Annotated in this window: 17 protein-coding genes; 14 read left to right on the plus strand and 3 right to left on the minus strand. The window is 61.6% G+C overall.

The window, feature by feature from the left end:
* Nucleotides 1–33 precede the first annotated feature (33 nt).
* The 3 genes from feaR to paaY form a co-directional block, all read right to left on the minus strand.
* On the minus strand, nt 34–948 hold the full coding sequence (gene feaR, locus ACIPL2_RS19535; protein ID WP_401358685.1) for a transcriptional regulator FeaR: 915 nt from the start codon (nt 946–948) through the stop codon (nt 34–36).
* An 84-nt stretch (nt 949–1,032) separates the two neighbouring features.
* Nucleotides 1,033–1,956 (minus strand): phenylacetic acid degradation operon negative regulatory protein PaaX, encoded by a 924-nt coding sequence (gene paaX, locus ACIPL2_RS19540; RefSeq protein WP_401358687.1) that lies wholly within the window; start codon nt 1,954–1,956, stop codon nt 1,033–1,035.
* Nucleotides 1,957–2,163: 207 nt separating this feature from the next.
* Nucleotides 2,164–2,760, minus strand: coding sequence for a phenylacetic acid degradation protein PaaY (paaY, locus tag ACIPL2_RS19545; RefSeq protein WP_401358688.1), 597 nt, complete (start codon nt 2,758–2,760; stop codon nt 2,164–2,166).
* Between the two features lie 353 nt (nt 2,761–3,113).
* On the opposite strand from paaY, the gene paaF reads away from it, so the two are divergent.
* The 14 genes from paaF to ACIPL2_RS19615 all read left to right on the plus strand — a co-directional run bounded on the left by paaF (nt 3,114) and on the right by ACIPL2_RS19615 (nt 16,786).
* Nucleotides 3,114–3,887 (plus strand): 2,3-dehydroadipyl-CoA hydratase PaaF, encoded by a 774-nt coding sequence (gene paaF, locus ACIPL2_RS19550; RefSeq protein WP_401358690.1) that lies wholly within the window; start codon nt 3,114–3,116, stop codon nt 3,885–3,887.
* Between the two features lie 50 nt (nt 3,888–3,937).
* The gene (gene paaG / locus ACIPL2_RS19555; RefSeq protein WP_401358813.1) at nt 3,938–4,729 is read left to right on the plus strand and encodes a 2-(1,2-epoxy-1,2-dihydrophenyl)acetyl-CoA isomerase PaaG; all 792 of its coding nucleotides are present in this window, start codon (nt 3,938–3,940) and stop codon (nt 4,727–4,729) included.
* Nucleotides 4,730–4,732: 3 nt separating this feature from the next.
* Nucleotides 4,733–6,256 carry a 3-hydroxyacyl-CoA dehydrogenase PaaH gene (gene paaH / locus ACIPL2_RS19560; protein ID WP_401358692.1) on the plus strand — a complete coding sequence of 508 codons (1,524 nt, stop codon included), beginning with the start codon at nt 4,733–4,735 and terminating at the stop codon, nt 6,254–6,256.
* Entirely contained in the window at nt 6,243–6,692 is a 450-nt protein-coding gene (gene paaI / locus ACIPL2_RS19565) for a hydroxyphenylacetyl-CoA thioesterase PaaI (RefSeq protein ID WP_401358694.1), read from the plus strand. The genes paaH and paaI overlap by 14 nt, the downstream gene beginning before the upstream one ends.
* A complete protein-coding gene (gene pcaF / locus ACIPL2_RS19570) occupies nt 6,685–7,896 on the plus strand; it encodes a 3-oxoadipyl-CoA thiolase (protein ID WP_401358696.1) in 1,212 nt (403 codons plus the stop codon). Before paaI ends, pcaF begins: the two co-directional genes overlap by 8 nt.
* A 99-nt stretch (nt 7,897–7,995) precedes the next feature.
* Nucleotides 7,996–9,321, plus strand: a complete 1,326-nt coding sequence (gene paaK / locus ACIPL2_RS19575) for a phenylacetate--CoA ligase PaaK (protein ID WP_401358697.1) — start codon at nt 7,996–7,998, stop codon at nt 9,319–9,321.
* A 364-nt stretch (nt 9,322–9,685) separates the two neighbouring features.
* Nucleotides 9,686–10,675, plus strand: coding sequence for a 1,2-phenylacetyl-CoA epoxidase subunit PaaA (paaA, locus tag ACIPL2_RS19580; RefSeq protein ID WP_008032385.1), 990 nt, complete (start codon nt 9,686–9,688; stop codon nt 10,673–10,675).
* Nucleotides 10,676–10,702: 27 nt separating this feature from the next.
* Nucleotides 10,703–10,984 (plus strand): 1,2-phenylacetyl-CoA epoxidase subunit PaaB, encoded by a 282-nt coding sequence (gene paaB / locus ACIPL2_RS19585; RefSeq protein WP_003208899.1) that lies wholly within the window; start codon nt 10,703–10,705, stop codon nt 10,982–10,984.
* A gap of 8 nt (nt 10,985–10,992) precedes the next feature.
* Nucleotides 10,993–11,754 (plus strand): 1,2-phenylacetyl-CoA epoxidase subunit PaaC, encoded by a 762-nt coding sequence (gene paaC / locus ACIPL2_RS19590; protein WP_401358698.1) that lies wholly within the window; start codon nt 10,993–10,995, stop codon nt 11,752–11,754.
* Entirely contained in the window at nt 11,741–12,274 is a 534-nt protein-coding gene (paaD, locus tag ACIPL2_RS19595) for a 1,2-phenylacetyl-CoA epoxidase subunit PaaD (protein WP_401358699.1), read from the plus strand. Before paaC ends, paaD begins: the two co-directional genes overlap by 14 nt.
* A 33-nt stretch (nt 12,275–12,307) precedes the next feature.
* The gene (paaE, locus tag ACIPL2_RS19600) at nt 12,308–13,384 is read left to right on the plus strand and encodes a 1,2-phenylacetyl-CoA epoxidase subunit PaaE (RefSeq protein ID WP_401358700.1); all 1,077 of its coding nucleotides are present in this window, start codon (nt 12,308–12,310) and stop codon (nt 13,382–13,384) included.
* Between the two features lie 165 nt (nt 13,385–13,549).
* Nucleotides 13,550–13,858: a DUF485 domain-containing protein gene (locus tag ACIPL2_RS19605; RefSeq protein WP_247293358.1), complete on the plus strand. Its 309-nt coding sequence runs from the start codon at nt 13,550–13,552 to the stop codon at nt 13,856–13,858.
* Complete coding sequence (locus tag ACIPL2_RS19610) at nt 13,855–15,501, plus strand: cation acetate symporter (RefSeq protein ID WP_401358701.1); 1,647 nt, start codon at nt 13,855–13,857, stop codon at nt 15,499–15,501. The genes ACIPL2_RS19605 and ACIPL2_RS19610 overlap by 4 nt, the downstream gene beginning before the upstream one ends.
* A gap of 31 nt (nt 15,502–15,532) precedes the next feature.
* Nucleotides 15,533–16,786, plus strand: coding sequence for an OprD family porin (locus tag ACIPL2_RS19615; RefSeq protein WP_401358703.1), 1,254 nt, complete (start codon nt 15,533–15,535; stop codon nt 16,784–16,786).
* The last annotated feature ends 14 nt before the right edge of the window (nt 16,787–16,800 follow it).

Genomic DNA, 16,800 nt, shown 5'->3' on the forward strand with positions numbered 1-16,800 from the left:
GTGCAACGAGGCTGCGATCTGTTGATCCTCAGCTCAAGCGTGCTTCTTGCGGTACTCCCCCGGCGCAATCCCGAAGCGCGATTTGAACGCGGTCGAAAAATAGCTCGAATCGGAAAACCCCCACGAATACCCCAGCACCGACAACTTCTGCTCTGTGCCCGAGCGACGCAAGGATTCCGCACACAAATCCAGACGCCGGTTCTTGATGTAGCGCGCGACCACCAACCCCTTCCTGGCAAACATCCGATACAACCCACGGGTCGACATGCCCACTTCCCGCGCCAGCCATTCCGGGCAGAGTTCCTCCGAGCGGATGTGCTCATCGATAAAGCTCAAGGTCTTGCGGAAGAAACGTTCATGCACATCGCCGCCGTCGTCGGTCTGACTGATCGCCGGGCGCAGCAGGCTGACAATCGCCTCCAGGGTCGCTTCGCTTTCCTGGCGGCTGAGGTTTTGCTGGGAAGTGGCGTCGAGGATCAAGCGGTGGGACAGCATTGCGATGGGCGATGTCGCGGCAATCCGGTGACCGCATTTGACCTGATTGAAGCGCAGGGTTTGCTCGACCAACTGATACGGCAGAATCAGCGACAGCTGCCGCGAGTTTTCGCTGTAGGTGAAGTCGCTGGGGCGAGAAGCGTCGATCAGCGTGATGTCCCCGGCCGACAGTAAAACCTTGTTGTCGCCCTGGGCCATGCCGGCCGTGCCGTCGAGCTGGAACACCGCGAAGTATTTACCGCCCTCGCCGGCGGCGACTTCCTGAGGCGTGCGGTACAGCCGCGCCTGGCGGGCATCGACAAAACTGAGTTTCAGCGCGCCGTCCTGGTGCTCGCGGATCCGCCCGGCGAACTCTGCACCGAGGGGTTGTGCATTGAAGGCGCCACAGATCTGATTGATCTGATGGATCCACTGATCAAACCCATCATGGCGCTGTGCAGTTGACGAAATCATGTAGGGCCTCACGCAGGCTTATTTTTATTGTCTACGCCAATCCTCAGGTTCTCCGTAACCGCATCGCTCCTGGACAACGACGGGCTATTTCAGCCCGCCAAACCGCCGGTAGAAACTCTCGCCCACGTCCGGCAGCGGACCATCGGCGGTTTCCAGTGCACTGTTCAACCATTCCTCGGCTTTGGCGTAGATCAACCGATAAATGTTGCGGCACAACTGGCGCGCGGCACGGCCCTCCCAGTCACCGGGCAGCAACTCGTCCGGCAGTTGCGGGTCGCGCAGCAGCAATTTGCGGTACTCATGAATAAGCAGGACGCGTGCCAGGAAGCAGTCGGCCGGCTCCAGGTTCTCCTGCTCGCGAAGCGCTTGCCAGAGCGGTCGGAACAGTTGAATGAATTCGCTGTAATGGGTCGCCAGCTCCTCGATGTTCCAGCTCTCGCGCACTTGCAAACGCAGGGCCTTGGAGGCCAGTACGTCCTGGGCGGTGGTCTCGAAGACGATGGTCTCTTCCTGGGCGCCAAGGTCGAGCAAGGTGGCATTGAGGTCGGAACGGTCGCTGCGCGGACAGGCCAGCACGGCCGGCGAGATCGCACCAAAACCTTGCCATTCCAATTCTTCGCGCACTTGTTTGCGCTTGTCCTGGGTCAGTTGCGTCAGCATCACCAGGCACCAGGAACCATCCCACGCCGGCACGGTGGAGTTGTAGACCCGTTTGAACGCCTTGTCGAAACGCCGGCGACCGGTCCCGGTCAGGCTGTAATAGCTGCGACGCCCGACTTTCTCGGCGGTCAGCCAGCCTTCTTTGGTCAGACGGAAAATCGAGGTGCGGATCAGCCGCTCGTTGATGCCGATGGGCTCGAGCAATTGAATCAGGCTGCCCAGCCAGACCGTCCCGCCATGGGGTTCGATGGCATCGCCGTACAGGGTGATGATCAGGGAGCTGGCGCGGATCGGCGTCTGTTCCTGGAATCGGGTGATCAGATGGTTTAACGGTGTCAGGGACGACATGGGCGTACCGAGCTGAAAAAAAGAAAGGAATATACCGGTTTCATAACGCTCACACGTACCCGTGTAGCAGCTGCCGAAGGCTGCGTTCGGCTGCGAAGCAGTCGTAAAACCTGCGCATGCGGTGATTCAGATTGATTGAGTCGTCTGGATGGCGACCGCTTCGCGCTCGAACGCAGCCTTCGGCAGCTGCTACAGGGGATGCGTCGTTCATACGGTGCTGCCTTTGGGTCGCAGGCCGGTGTCGCTGATGCGTGGTCGGTCAGCTTCCGGTTCGCTCAGCGGTTCGCAGACTTGCATCTGCTCAAGGCAACGCTTGGCCAGTTGCTGGTATTCGCGGGTGCCGGCCTGCTTCCACGCCACTTCTTCATCGCTGAGCGTGCGCTTGACGCTGGCCGGGGCGCCCATGACCAGCGACTGCTCCGGGCATTCGAAGCCGGCTTTGACGAAGGCCGCCGCCGAGACGAATGAACGCGGGCCAATGCGCGCGTTGTCCATCACCACGGCATTCATGCCCACCAGCGCATCGGCGCCGATCCGGCAGCCGTGCAGCACGGCGCCATGGCCGATATGGCCGTTGCGCTCGACCACGGTGTCGCTGTCCGGGAAACCGTGCATCACGCAGGTGTCCTGCAGATTGGCGCCCTCTTCCAGCACGATCCGGCCAAAGTCCCCGCGCAAACTCGCTAGCGGCCCGACGTAGCAATGCGGGCCGATGATCACGTCGCCGATCAGCACGGCGGATGGATGCACGTAAGCAGTGGGATCAACCACCGGGGTCAAGCCATCGAGGCTGTAGCAGGTCATAGGACGTTCCTCTTTGCGCAAAGCGATGCCGATATTGATTCAATTTGTATCACATCACTTTTATCAGCACAAAGATAAAAAACCGTATCACTTAATCCGGCGCTGTCGAGAACGCTCGGCGATGGCGTTTGATTCGCCGTACAAGTCAATAAAACCGGGAGTGTATCGCTGAAAAGCGACTCCAAAAAACCAGTCACTCAAAACACACCGCCGATCAATAAGACACATTAAATCAGTTTTACTATTGTATTTGCGTATCACGTTATAGGTATACTCAGGCAAAACCGGCCCACCTGGCCGATCCAATAATTAATCGGCATCACCGCCGAGCGTGCACCGTGAGGACATCCGCCATGCCTCTAACCCTTGCTGTCGAGTTCCTCGAGCCGGGCGTTCGCCTGATTACGCTGCAACGCCCGCAAGCACTGAACGCGCTGACCACCGAATTGCTCGGTGAACTGGCGGATGAACTGAACGCTGCGCAAGCCGACCCCGACACCCGCGCCGTGGTCCTGACCGGCAGCCGCAAAGCCTTCGCAGCTGGCGCCGACATCAAGGAAATGGCCGAACGCAATCTGGTCGGCATCCTCGACGACCCGCGCCAGGCGTCATGGCAAACCCTCACCCGCTTCAACAAACCGCTGATTGCCGCCGTCAATGGCTTTGCCCTCGGCGGTGGCTGCGAGTTGGCGATGCACGCCGACATCATCATTGCCGGTGAAGACGCCCGCTTCGGTCAGCCGGAAATCAACCTGGGGATAATGCCCGGTGCCGGTGGCACTCAACGTCTGCTGCGCGCCGTCGGCAAATCCATGGCCATGCAGATGGTGCTGACCGGCGAGCCGATTGACGCCCGCCAAGCCCAACGCGCTGGGCTGGTCAGTGAAGTGACGCAACCGGAATTCACCGTCGATCGTGCTTTGCAGATCGCCCGCACCATTGCCGGCAAAGCACCGTTGGCCGTGCGCTTGGCCAAGGAATCATTGCTCAAGGCCATGGACACCGACCTGGCCAGCGGCCTGCGCTTCGAACGCCATGCCTTCACCGTGCTGGCCGGCACCCGTGACCGCGACGAAGGCATTCGAGCCTTTCAGGAAAAGCGGACGCCGACCTTTACCGGCGAATAGCGGCCGAAACGCCAACGAATTCGAACGACCTCTTAGAGAGCGCCATGACCATGAACTTCGAACACATCCTGTTTTCCATCGAGGCCGGCGTCGCCCTGCTCAGCCTCAATCGTCCGGACCAACTGAACAGCTTCAACGCGCAGATGCACGGCGAAGTGAAGGAAGCGTTGAAACAGGTCCGACAGCATCCAGACGTACGCGTCCTGCTGCTGACCGGTGAAGGCCGCGGCTTCTGCGCCGGGCAAGACCTCGGCGACCGCAATGTCGCGCCGGGCAGCGCCGTGCCGGACCTGGGTGAATCCATCGAGAAGTTCTACAACCCGCTGATCCGCCAATTGCGCGACCTGCCGCTGCCGGTGATCTGCGCGGTGAACGGCGTGGCGGCCGGGGCCGGCGCCAACATTCCGCTGGCCTGCGACCTGGTGTTGGCGGCGCGTTCGGCGAGTTTCATTCAGGCCTTCTGCAAGATCGGCCTGATTCCTGATTCCGGCGGCACTTGGACGCTGCCGCGCCTGGTCGGCATGGCCCGCGCCAAGGCGCTGGCCTTGCTCGGTAATCGCTTGAGTGCCGAGCAAGCCGAGCAATGGGGACTGATCTACCGTTGCGTGGACGATGCGGAACTGCGCACTGAAGCCCTGACGCTGGCCCGTCATTTGGCCACACAACCGACTTACGGTCTGGCGCTGATCAAACGCAGCCTCAACGCCAGCCTGAGCAACACCTTCGACGAGCAACTTGAGCTGGAAAAAGACCTGCAACGCCTGGCCGGGCGCAGCGAGGATTACCGTGAAGGCGTCAGCGCCTTCATGGAAAAACGCAGCCCAAGCTTCAAGGGGCGCTGAGCCATGACGGCACTGAACACCCACGCACGCATCGCAGTGATCGGCGCCGGGGCCATGGGCGCCGGCATTGCACAGGTCGCCGCACAGGCCGGCCATCCGGTGCTGTTGCTGGACAATCGTCCCGGCGCGGCTGCACAGGCGGTCGATGGCATTGACCGACAACTGGGCAAACGCGTCGAAAACGGCAAGCTCTCGGCCGCAGCACGCACTGCAACCATCGCCCGCCTGCAGACGGTGGAAGCCATCGAAATGTTGGCCGATTGCGAACTGATCATCGAAGCCATCGTCGAGAACCTCGAGGTCAAACGCGCCCTGTTCCGCCAGTTGGAAGGCATCTGCGGCGAGCACACTATTCTCGCCAGTAACACCTCGTCGCTGTCGATTACCAGCATCGCCGCGCAACTGAATCATCCGCAACGTTTGCTCGGCCTGCACTTCTTCAACCCGGCGCCGGTCATGGCGCTAGTGGAAATCGTCTCGGGCCTGGCCAGCAATCCAGCGTTGGCCGAGTGCCTATATGACACCGCCAAAACCTGGGGCAAAAAACCGGTGCACACCCGCTCCACGCCGGGCTTCATCGTCAACCGCGTGGCCCGGCCGTTCTACGCAGAGAGCCTGCGTCTGCTTCAGGAAGGCGCCGCCGATTGCCCGACCCTCGATGCGCTGATGCGCGATGCCGGTGGTTTTGCCATGGGCGCTTTCGAACTGACCGATCTGATCGGGCATGACGTCAACTATGCGGTGACCTGTTCGGTGTTCGACGCTTACTACGGCGACACCCGATTCCTGCCGTCGTTGATCCAGAAAGAGCTGGTCGACGCCGGGCGGCTGGGACGCAAAAGCGGTCAGGGCTTTTATCGCTACGCCGAAGGTGCCTCACGTGCCCAGCCCTCATCAATCAGCAGCGAACGCGCCGTTGAAACCTGCGTCGTGGAAGGCGATTTGGGCATTGCGCAGAACCTGATACCACGCTTGCGCGAACAGGGCGTCGACATCATCCAGCGCGATGGCCAAGGCCTGCTGCGGGTCGGCGATGCGGTGTTGGCGTTGAGCGACGGGCGCATGGTCAGTCAACGGGCCAACGAAGATGGCCTGCGCAACTTGATCCTGCTGGACCTGGCGTTCGACTACGGCAAGGCCAGTCGGATCGCCGTCAGTTGCTCGGCAGACATTGACCCATCCGCGTTCGAACAAGGTGTCGCCCTGCTTCAGCGGGCCGGCCTCACTGTCAGCCTGCTCAGCGACAGCCCGGCCCTCGCCGTGTTGCGCACCGTTGCCATGCTCGCCAATGAAGCCGCCGACGCCCTGCTGCAAGGCGTGGCCTCGGCCGCCGACATCGATCTGGCCATGCGCGCCGGGGTCAATTACCCCCAAGGCCCGCTGGCCTGGGCCGATGCCATCGGGTTGTCGCAGATCCTTACCGTGCTGGAAAACCTGCAAGCCAGCTACGGCGAAGAACGTTATCGACCGTCGCTGCTGTTGCGCCGTCGGGTTGCTGAAGGAAGGACATTCCATGACAAACCATGAAGCAATGAATCTGGCCAGCACCTGCGCGCAAACGATGTTCAAGCGCGACGCCGCCAGCCAGGCCATGGGCATGCGCCTGCTCTCGGCGGCGCCCGGCTGCGCCCGCGTGGGCATGAACGTGCGCGCCGAGATGATTCAGGGCCACGGCACGTGCCACGGCGGTTACCTGTTTGCCCTCGCAGACTCGGCGTTTGCCTTTGCCTGCAACAGCTACAACGAGGCCACGGTGGCCATCGGTTGCAGCATCGACTACATCGCTCCGGCCCGCCTGGGCGACACCTTGACGGCCGACTGCACCGAGCAAAGCCGTTCCGGTCGCACCGGCAACTATGACGTACGCATTGAAAACCAGCAGGGCCAGTTGATCGCCCTGTTCCATGGCAAATCCTACAAAGTGCGCGGCGCTGTGCTGACGCAGGAGAACCCGAATGAATGACGCCTTGATCATCGACGCGGTGCGGACCCCGATCGGCCGCTACGCCGGAGCCTTGAGCAGCGTGCGCGCCGACGACCTCGGCGCGGTGCCGCTGCGTGAACTGCTGCGCCGTCACCCACAGGTCGACTGGAATGCCGTGGATGACGTGATCTACGGCTGCGCCAACCAGGCCGGCGAAGACAACCGCAACGTCGCGCGCATGTCCGCACTGCTGGCCGGGTTGCCGGTCAGCGTGCCCGGCACCACGCTCAACCGGTTGTGTGGTTCCGGGCTGGATGCGATCGGCACGGCGGCACGGGCGATTCGCTGCGGCGAGGCCGGGCTGATGCTGGTCGGCGGCGTCGAATCGATGTCCCGCGCACCGCTGGTGATGGGCAAGGCCGAGCAAGCGTTTTCCCGCGACGCGCAGCTCTACGACACCACGATCGGCTGGCGCTTTGTCAATCCGCTGATGAAAAAAGCCTACGGCATTGACTCGATGCCGGAGACTGCCGAGAACGTCGCCGAGCAGTTCAACATCTCCCGCGCCGACCAGGACGCCTTTGCCCTGCGCAGTCAGCAACGCGCCGGTGCGGCCCAGGCCAGCGGGCGGTTGGCCAAGGAAATCGTCGCGGTGGAAATTCCCCAGCGCAAAGGCCCGGCCAAAGTCGTCGAGCAAGACGAGCACCCACGCGGCGACACCACGCTGGAGCAATTGCAAAAGCTCGGCACGCCGTTTCGCGAAGGCGGCAGCATCACCGCCGGCAATGCGTCCGGGGTCAATGACGGCGCTTGCGCGCTGCTGCTGGCGAGCCCGGAAGTCGCCAAACGCTATGGCCTGAAGGCCCGTGGCCGGGTCGTCGCCATGGCGACCGCAGGCGTCGAACCACGGATCATGGGCATCGGCCCGGTGCCGGCGACGCGCAAGGTGCTGGAGTTGGCCAACCTGAGCCTGGCCGACATGGACGTGATCGAACTCAACGAAGCCTTTGCCGCGCAAGGTTTGGCGGTGTTGCGCGAACTCGGCTTGAGCGACACCGATGCGCGGGTCAACCCCAACGGCGGCGCGATTGCCCTCGGTCACCCGCTGGGCATGAGCGGCGCACGGCTGGTGACCACCGCCCTGCATGAACTGGAAGAACGTCAGGGTCGCTACGCCTTGTGCACCATGTGCATCGGCGTCGGCCAGGGCATCGCGCTGATCATCGAGCGCCTTTGCGACTAAAGAACCGCGATTCCCGAGGAGCCGAGAGGTATCCTTGGGGCATGCACTCAAAGCCCTTGTGCAAAAGGGCTGGAACACAAAAATAATTCGAGTGAAGTTATGAACATGCCAATTGCCAACGCCGTGCTTGATCCCGTGCTGGACCCGCTGGAAACCGCCAGCATCGACGAACTCCGTCAGCACCAGCTGGAACGCCTGCGCTGGAGCCTGAACCACGCCTACAACAACGTGCCGCTGTACCGTCAACGCTTCGATGCGCTGGGCGTGCACCCGGATGACATCAAGTGCCTGGAAGACCTGGCGAAGTTTCCCTTCACCACCAAATCCGACCTGCGCGACAACTACCCTTACGGCATGTTTGCCGTGCCGATGCATGACGTGGTGCGCCTGCACGCGTCCAGCGGCACCACCGGCAAACCGACCGTCGTCGGCTATACCCAGAACGACATCGACACCTGGGCCAACGTGGTCGCGCGTTCGATCCGCGCGGCGGGCGGGCGGCGTGGCGACAAGGTGCATATTTCCTATGGCTACGGCCTGTTCACCGGTGGACTCGGCGCGCACTACGGTGCCGAACGCCTGGGGTGCACGGTGATTCCGATGTCTGGCGGCCAGACTGAAAAACAAGTTCAGCTGATCCGGGATTTCCAGCCGGACATCATCATGGTCACGCCGTCGTACATGCTCAACATCGCCGATGAAATCGAGCGCCAGGGCATTGATCCACACAAGCTGGCCCTGCGTTTGGGCATCTTTGGCGCCGAGCCGTGGACCGCTGAACTGCGCAGCGCCATCGAGAATCGTTTGGGCATTACTGCGCTGGACATCTATGGCCTCTCGGAAATCATGGGGCCGGGTGTCGCCATGGAATGCGCGGAAACCAAGGACGGGCCGACGATTTGGGAAGATCACTTCTATCCGGAAATCATTGACCCGGTCACCGGCGAAGTGCTGCCGGACGGGCAGATGGGTGAACTGGTGTTCACCTCACTGAGCAAAGAAGCGTTGCCGATGATTCGCTATCGCACCCGTGACCTGACGCGGTTGCTGCCGGGGACTGCGCGGCCGATGCGGCGGATCGACAAGATCACCGGGCGCAGCGATGACATGCTGATCATTCGCGGGGTCAATGTGTTTCCGACGCAGATTGAGGAGCAGGTGCTAAAAATCAAACAGCTTTCAGAGTGTTATGAGATTCATCTGTATCGCAATGGGAACCTGGACAGTGTGGATGTGCATGTGGAGTTGAAGGCTGAGCACCAGCACCTGAACGATGAACAGCAGAAGGCTGTTTGTGGGGAATTGAGCAAACACATCAAGACGTACATCGGGATCAGCTCGCGGATCGTCTTGCAGCCGTTCCATTCGATCAAACGCTCGGAAGGCAAGGCTTGCCACGTATTGGATAAACGCCCTAAAGCATGACTGCTGCACCCCTTGTGGCCCCGCTTTTGCGGGGCTTTTTTTTGCCTGGACTTACCGATTTTCAAGCCGAACCCGATCCCTGTGGGAGCCAGCCTGCTGGCGATGGACGTCAACGATGACGTGCCCTGCCTGAATGATCGCGGTATCCGGGCATTTTTCGCCAGCAGGCTGGCTCCCACAGGGAATGGGATACATCGCTGTGTAGAAACGGATACACACACCGATCTACCTCCTCCAGACACTGCCTTCCATCCAAAGCGATACAAAAAACAAATACGACACGTCATTTTGTGTTTGATATTAAATTCTGTATCGCTTATAAAGTTCTCCATGCCCTCGACAAGATTCAAGGCGGGAGACCCCCATGTACGCACAGCTCGTAGAAACCGGCGTAAAGCGCATCAAAGACCTCTCGGAGATGTCCGAGCAGGAACGCGCCTTCCAGGAAAAAATCGATTCAGAAATCAAGATCGAAGCCAAAAACTGGATGCCTGATGCCTATCGCCAAACCCTGATCCGGCAGATCTCCCAGCACGCCCACTCGGAAATCGTCGGCATGCTGCCCGAAGGCAACTGGGTCACCCGTGCGCCGTCGCTCAAACGCAAACTGCAATTGATGGCGAAGATTCAGGACGAAGCCGGCCACGGCCTGTACCTGTACAGCGCCATGGAAACCCTCGGTGCCGACCGCGACGAAGAAATCGCCAAGCTGCACAGCGGCAAGGCCAAGTACTCGAGCATTTTCAATTACCCGACGTTGAACTGGGCCGACATGGGCGCGGTGGGCTGGCTGGTGGACGGTGCGGCGATCGTCAATCAGGTGGTGCTGCAGCGCACGTCTTATGGCCCCTACTCCCGGGCCATGGTGCGGATCTGCAAGGAAGAAAGTTTCCACCAGCGCCAGGGCTACGAAATCCTCCTGACCATGATGCGTCACGGCAATCAGGCGCAAAAAGACATGGTCCAGGACGCGATCAACCGCCTGTGGTGGCCGTCGCTGATGATGTTCGGCCCGAGCGATGAACACTCGCCGAACAGCGCCCAATCCATGGCCTGGAAAATCAAGCGCCAGAGCAATGACGAACTGCGCCAGCGCTTCATCGACCAGACCATCCCGCAACTGGAGTTGCTGGGCTGCACCTGCCCCGACCCGGACCTGAAGTGGAACGCCGAACGCGGTCACTACGACTTCGGCGAAATCCAGTGGAGCGAATTCTACGAAGTGCTCAAGGGCAACGGTCCGTGCAACCAGGAACGTGTGGCCACCCGCCGCAAAGCCATTGAAGACGGTGCCTGGGTCCGCGAAGCCGCGGTCGCCCACGCGCGTAAAAAACAGAACAAGAACGCCGCCTGATCGGCCACCTGATGTGGAGTCACTGCAATGTCTGAATGGACCCTTTTTGAAGTCTTCGTGCGCAGCAAGCACGGCCTCAACCACAAGCATGTCGGCAGCGTGCATGCCGCCGACACCACCATGGCCATCGAGAACGCGCGCGAGTTGTACACCCGCCGCAGCGAAGGCGTGAGCCTGTGGGTGGTGCCTTCGGCTCTGATCACTGCCTCCTCCCCGGATGAAAAAGACCCGCTGTTCGACCCGGCGGACGACAAGGTTTATCGCCACGCCAGCTTCTACGAACTGCCGGCCGAAGTCGGGCACATGTGAGGTCGACCATGAACACTAAGACTGATCTGATCGAATACCTGCTGCGCCTCGGCGACAGCGCCCTGATCCAGGGCCAGCGCCTGTGCCAATGGTGCGGCAAGGCCCCGGCGCTGGAAGAAGAACTGGCGCTGATGAACGTCGGCCTCGACCTCGTCGGCCAGGCGCGCAACTGGCTGGACTACGCCGCTGAACTGCTGGACGACGGTCGCGACGCTGATCACCTGGCGTTCCGCCGCGATGAGCGCGCCTATCGCAACTTGCTGCTGGTAGAACAACCCAACGGCGATTACGCGGTGACCCTTCTCAAGCAATTCCTCTACGACGCCTGGCACCTGCAAGTGCTCAGCGGCCTGAGCCAGTCCAGCGATGAACGCATTGCCGGGATTGCCGCCAAGGCAGTAAAGGAAGTCACCTATCACCTGCGCCGCTCCGGTGAGTGGGTCGAGCGCCTGGGTGACGGCACCGAGGAAAGCCACAAACGCATGCTCGCGGCCATCCCCGAGGTCTGGCGTTTCACCGTCGAACTGACCAGCGCCGACGACAGCGAACAACGCCTGTGCGAGGCCGGCATCACCCCGGATACCGCGCAAGTCGCCGCAGCCTGGCAAGCCAAGGTCAGCGATATTTTCGCCAGCGCAACGCTACCCGTGCCCGCCGCGCCAAGCTATTTCTACCTGAATGCACGCAAGGGCCTGCACACCGAACACTTGGGTATTTTGCTGGCCGAGATGCAATTCCTGCCCCGAGCGTACCCCGATGCAACCTGGTGAGTTGATCGCCAGCGACCAGGGCGCACGGCCGGCACAACCGACCGACCTGGCCGCCGCGTGGGCGACCCTGGCGCAGGTCATGGACCCGGAAGTGCCGGTGGTCAGCGTGGTCGACCTCGGCATCGTTCGCGATCTCGACTGGCAGGCCGGGCACTTGCACGTGGTGGTCACGCCGACCTACTCCGGTTGCCCCGCCACCGAAGTGATCGAAAGCGATATCCGCGACGCGCTGGAACTCGCCGGGTTCAGGGCGCCGCAACTGGAGCGCAAATTGACCCCAGCCTGGACCACCGACTGGATCACCGACAGGGGCCGCGAACGCCTGCGCGCCTATGGTATCGCACCGCCCGACGGCAGCACCAGCAAACGCAGCCTGCTCGGCGAAAGCCCGGTGATCGCCTGCCCGCAATGCGGCAGCACGCACACCGAAGTGCTCAGCGAGTTCGGCTCCACCGCCTGCAAGGCGTTGTACCGCTGCGTCGATTGCCGGGAACCGTTCGACTATTTCAAGTGCATCTGAGCGGCGATCGGCCGTCCCAGCTGGAGAATAAAAATGAGTAAATTTCACAGCCTGACCATCAAGGACGTGCGCCCCGAGACCCGTGACGCGGTGTCCATCGCCTTCGAGATTCCGCAGCACCTGCAAGACAGTTTTCACTTCACCCAGGGCCAGCACCTGGTGATGCGCACGCAGATGGACGGCGAAGAAGTGCGCCGCTCGTATTCGATCTGCACCGGGGTCAATGACGGTGAACTGCGCATCGCCATCAAGCGCGTGGTCGGCGGGCGTTTTTCCGCGTTTGCCAACGAACAGCTGAAGGCCGGGCACAGCCTGGAAGTGATGCCGCCGGCCGGGCATTTTCATGTCGAACTCGACCCGACTCGCCATGGCAACTACCTGGCGGTCGCAGCGGGCAGCGGCATCACGCCGATCCTGTCGATCATCAAGACCACCCTGCAAACCGAACCGCACAGCCGCGTCACGCTGCTGTATGGCAACCGCTCAAGCTCCGGCGCGTTGTTCCGCGAACAACTCGAAGACTTGAAAAACCGCTACTTGCAGCGCTTGAACCTGATCTTCGTGTTCAGCCGCGAGCAGCAGGATGTCGACCTGTACAACGGGCGGATCAACGCCGAGAAGTGCGAACAATTGTTCAGTCGCTGGCTCGACGTCAAAGCCCTTGACGCCGCGTTCATCTGCGGCCCGCAGGAGATGACCGAAACCGTTTGCGACAGCCTGAAAGCCAAAGGCATGCCGGCAGAGCGCATCCACTTCGAACTGTTTGCTGCGGCCGGCAGCCCGCAAAAACGCCAAGCCCGTGAGGCCGCTCGCCAGGTGGATGCCGCCGTCAGCCAGATCACCGTGATCAGCGACGGCCGCGCCCTGGCCTTCGACCTGCCGCGTAACACCCAGAGCATCCTCGATGCCGGCAATGCGCAAGGCGCCGAACTGCCCTACTCGTGCAAGGCCGGCGTGTGCTCGACCTGCAAATGCAAGGTCATCGAAGGCGAAGTGGACATGGACAGCAACCACGCCCTGGAAGACTACGAAGTGGCCGCCGGCTATGTGCTGTCGTGCCAGGCGTTCCCGATCAGCGACAAGGTCGTACTGGATTTCGACCAGCTCTAACCAATCCCTGTAGGAGCGAGGCTTGCCCGCGAAGAGGCCATCAGATTCACCCTCGGTGTCGCCTGATACTCCGCTTTCGCGGGCAAGCCTCGCTCCTACAGGGGCCGGGGCATTACCCAGAACCTGCTTCACCCCACAACAAAAACAACAAAACGAGAGCGCGCCATGACCCCCAAAGACGTAGAACTCATCCGCCAGCACCCCGACTTCATCCAGTTGGTTCGCCGCAAACAGAACCTGTACTGGTCGCTGTCGCTGATCATGCTGGTGATCTATTTCGGTTTCGTCCTGCTGGTGGCGTTCTCCCCCAGCACCCTCGGCCAATCCCTGAGTGGCGGCGTGACCAGCGTGGGCATGCTGGTCGGTGTGGTGATCGTGGTGCTGGCGTTCGCGCTGACCGGTTTCTACGTCTATCGCGCCAACAACGTGATCGACCCGCTCAACGAAAAGCTGAAACAGGAGTGCGCCCGATGAGCCGGCTTCTTGGGTATTTCCTGCTGCCTCTGGCCTTCGTCGCCGACTTTGCGCTCGCCGCCGACGGTGCATCTCGCCCGCTGAACTGGAACGCGATCGGCATGTTCCTGGTGTTCGTCCTGTTCACCCTCGGCGTCACGCGCTGGGCTGCGTTGCGCACCCGTTCCGCCAGCGATTTCTACACCGCCGGCGGTGGCATGACCGGGTTCCAGAACGGTCTGGCGATTGCCGGCGACATGATCTCCGCAGCGTCCTTCCTCGGCATCTCGGCGATGATGTTCCTCAATGGTTATGACGGCTTGCTCTACGCCCTGGGCGTATTGGCAGGCTGGCCGATCATTCTGTTCCTGATCGCCGAACGCCTGCGCAACCTCGGCAAATACACCTTCGCCGACGTGGTCTCCTATCGCCTCGAACAAACCCCGGTGCGCCTGACCTCGGCCTTCGGCACCCTGACCGTGGCGTTGATGTACCTGGTGGCGCAGATGGTCGGCGCCGGCAAGTTGATCGAGTTGCTGTTCGGCATCGATTACCTCTACGCGGTGATGCTGGTCGGCGTGTTGATGGTGTTCTACGTGACCTTCGGCGGCATGCTTGCAACCACCTGGGTACAGATCATCAAAGCCGTGATGCTGCTGTTCGGTACCACCTTCATGGCGTTCATGGTGCTCAAGCATTTCGGCTTCAGCACCGAAGCGATGTTCGCCGGCGCCACCGCCGTGCACGCCAAGGGCAACGCGATCATGGCGCCCGGTGGTTTGCTGTCGAACCCGATCGATGCGATTTCTTTGGGGCTGGGCATGATGTTCGGCACGGCCGGCCTGCCGCATATCCTGATGCGTTTCTTCACGGTCAGCGATGCCAAGGAAGCGCGGAAAAGCGTGTTCTACGCCACCGGTTTCATCGGCTACTTCTACTTGCTGCTGATCATCGTCGGCTTCGGCGCCATCGTCATGGTCGGCACCGATCCCGCGTTCCGCGATGCCAGCGGCGCGATCATCGGCGGCGGCAACATGATCGCCGTGCACCTGGCGCAAGCCGTCGGCGGCAACCTGTTCCTCGGCTTTATCTCGGCAGTGGCCTTCGCGACCATTCTGGCGGTGGTGGCCGGGCTGGCGTTGTCCGGCGCTTCGGCGGTGTCCCACGATTTGTATGCCTGCGTGATGCGCAAGGGCCAGGCCTCCGAGCAGCAGGAAATACGCGTCTCGCGGATTGCCACGCTGTGCATCGGCGTGCTGGCGATCATCCTCGGCCTGTTGTTCGAATCGCAGAACATCGCCTTCCTCTCCGGGCTGGTCCTGGCCATCGCCGCTTCGGTGAATTTCCCGGTGCTGTTCCTCTCGATGTACTGGAAAGGCCTGACCACTCGCGGCGCAGTGACCGGCAGTCTGGCGGGTCTGGTTTCGGCGATTGTCCTGCTGGTGCTGAGCCCGGCGGTGTGGGTCAACGTGCTGCATCACGACAAAGCCCTGTTTCCCTACTCCAACCCGGCGCTGTTCTCCATGAGCCTGGCGTTCTTCAGCGCCTGGGTGTTTTCCGTCACCGACACCTCGCCCCGTGCAGCCCTTGAGCGTGGCCGTTATCTGGCGCAGTTCATCCGTTCGATGACCGGCATCGGTGCCTCCGGCGCCAGCAAGCACTAAACAACGACGATCAAGGCAGGGAATAAAAACAATGAAGCCCGCACGTACCGCCCCTTACGAATCACTGTTTTCGTTAGCCGCCGCATTGAGTCTGCCCATGGTCGCACCCTGCGCCATGGCCGACTTCATCGACGACAGCAAGGCCCGTATTGAAATGCGCAACCACTACATCAATCGCGATTTCCGCCAGGACAACGCGCCGCAATCCAAGGCCGAGGAATGGGCGCAGGGCTTTACCGCGCGCATCGAGTCGGGGTTCACCGATGGCACCTTCGGCTTCGGTCTGGACGCGCTGGGCGAGCTGGGATTGAAACTCGATTCCAGCGCGGATCGCCGTGGCACCGGGCTGCTGCCGTTTGGCCCGAACAGCCATGAGCCGGCGGACGAGTTCAGCGAATTGGGGCTGACCGGCAAGCTGCGGGTGTCCAAAAGCGTATTAAAACTCGGCACCCTGCAACCGTTGCTACCGGTAGCGACCTACAACGACACCCGCCTGCTGGGGTCGACTTTTGAGGGCGGCTTGCTCACCAGCCAGGAAATCAGCGGCCTGACGGTCAACGCCGGGCGCCTGACCAAGGCCAACCTGCGGGACTCCTCCAGCAACGATGACATTGGTTTCGGCGCCGCCAGCAGCGATCACTTCGACTTCGCCGGCGGCAGCTACGCCTTCAGTCCGCAACTGAACCTGAGCTACTACTACGGCAAGCTCGATCAGATCTATCGCCAGCAGTTCGTCGGGCTGGTGCATACCCAGCCGCTGGGCAACGGGTTCAACCTGCGCAGCGACATTCGCTATTTCGACAGTCGCGGCGATGGCACCGAGCGTGCCGGGCGCATCGACAACCGCAACTTCAACAGCCTGTTCAGCGTGTCCCACGGTGCCCACAAGGTCAGTGCCACGTACCAGCAGTTGTCCGGCGACAGCGCCTTTCCGTTCCTCAACGGCGGCGATCCGTACGTGGTCAACCTGGTGACCTTCAACACCTACACCCGCGCCGACGAGGACTCCTGGCAGCTGCGTTACGACTATGACTTCGCGGCGCAAGGCATTCCCGGCCTGACCTTCATGACCCGTTACACCGACGGCAACCACGTCAAGGCCGGCAGCGTCGACAACGGCCGCGAGCGGGAACGCGACACCGACATCAGTTACGTGATCCAGAGCGGCGTGTTCAAGGACGTCAGCCTGCGCTGGCGCAACGTGACCTTCCGTTCCGGCAATGGCTTGACCACCGACCTCGACGAGAACCGGCTGATAGTCGGTTACACCCTGGCACTTTGGTAATCCTGCATGGCGCG

This window comes from Pseudomonas sp. NPDC086251 (assembly GCF_044746405.1).
Taxonomy (GTDB): domain Bacteria; phylum Pseudomonadota; class Gammaproteobacteria; order Pseudomonadales; family Pseudomonadaceae; genus Aquipseudomonas.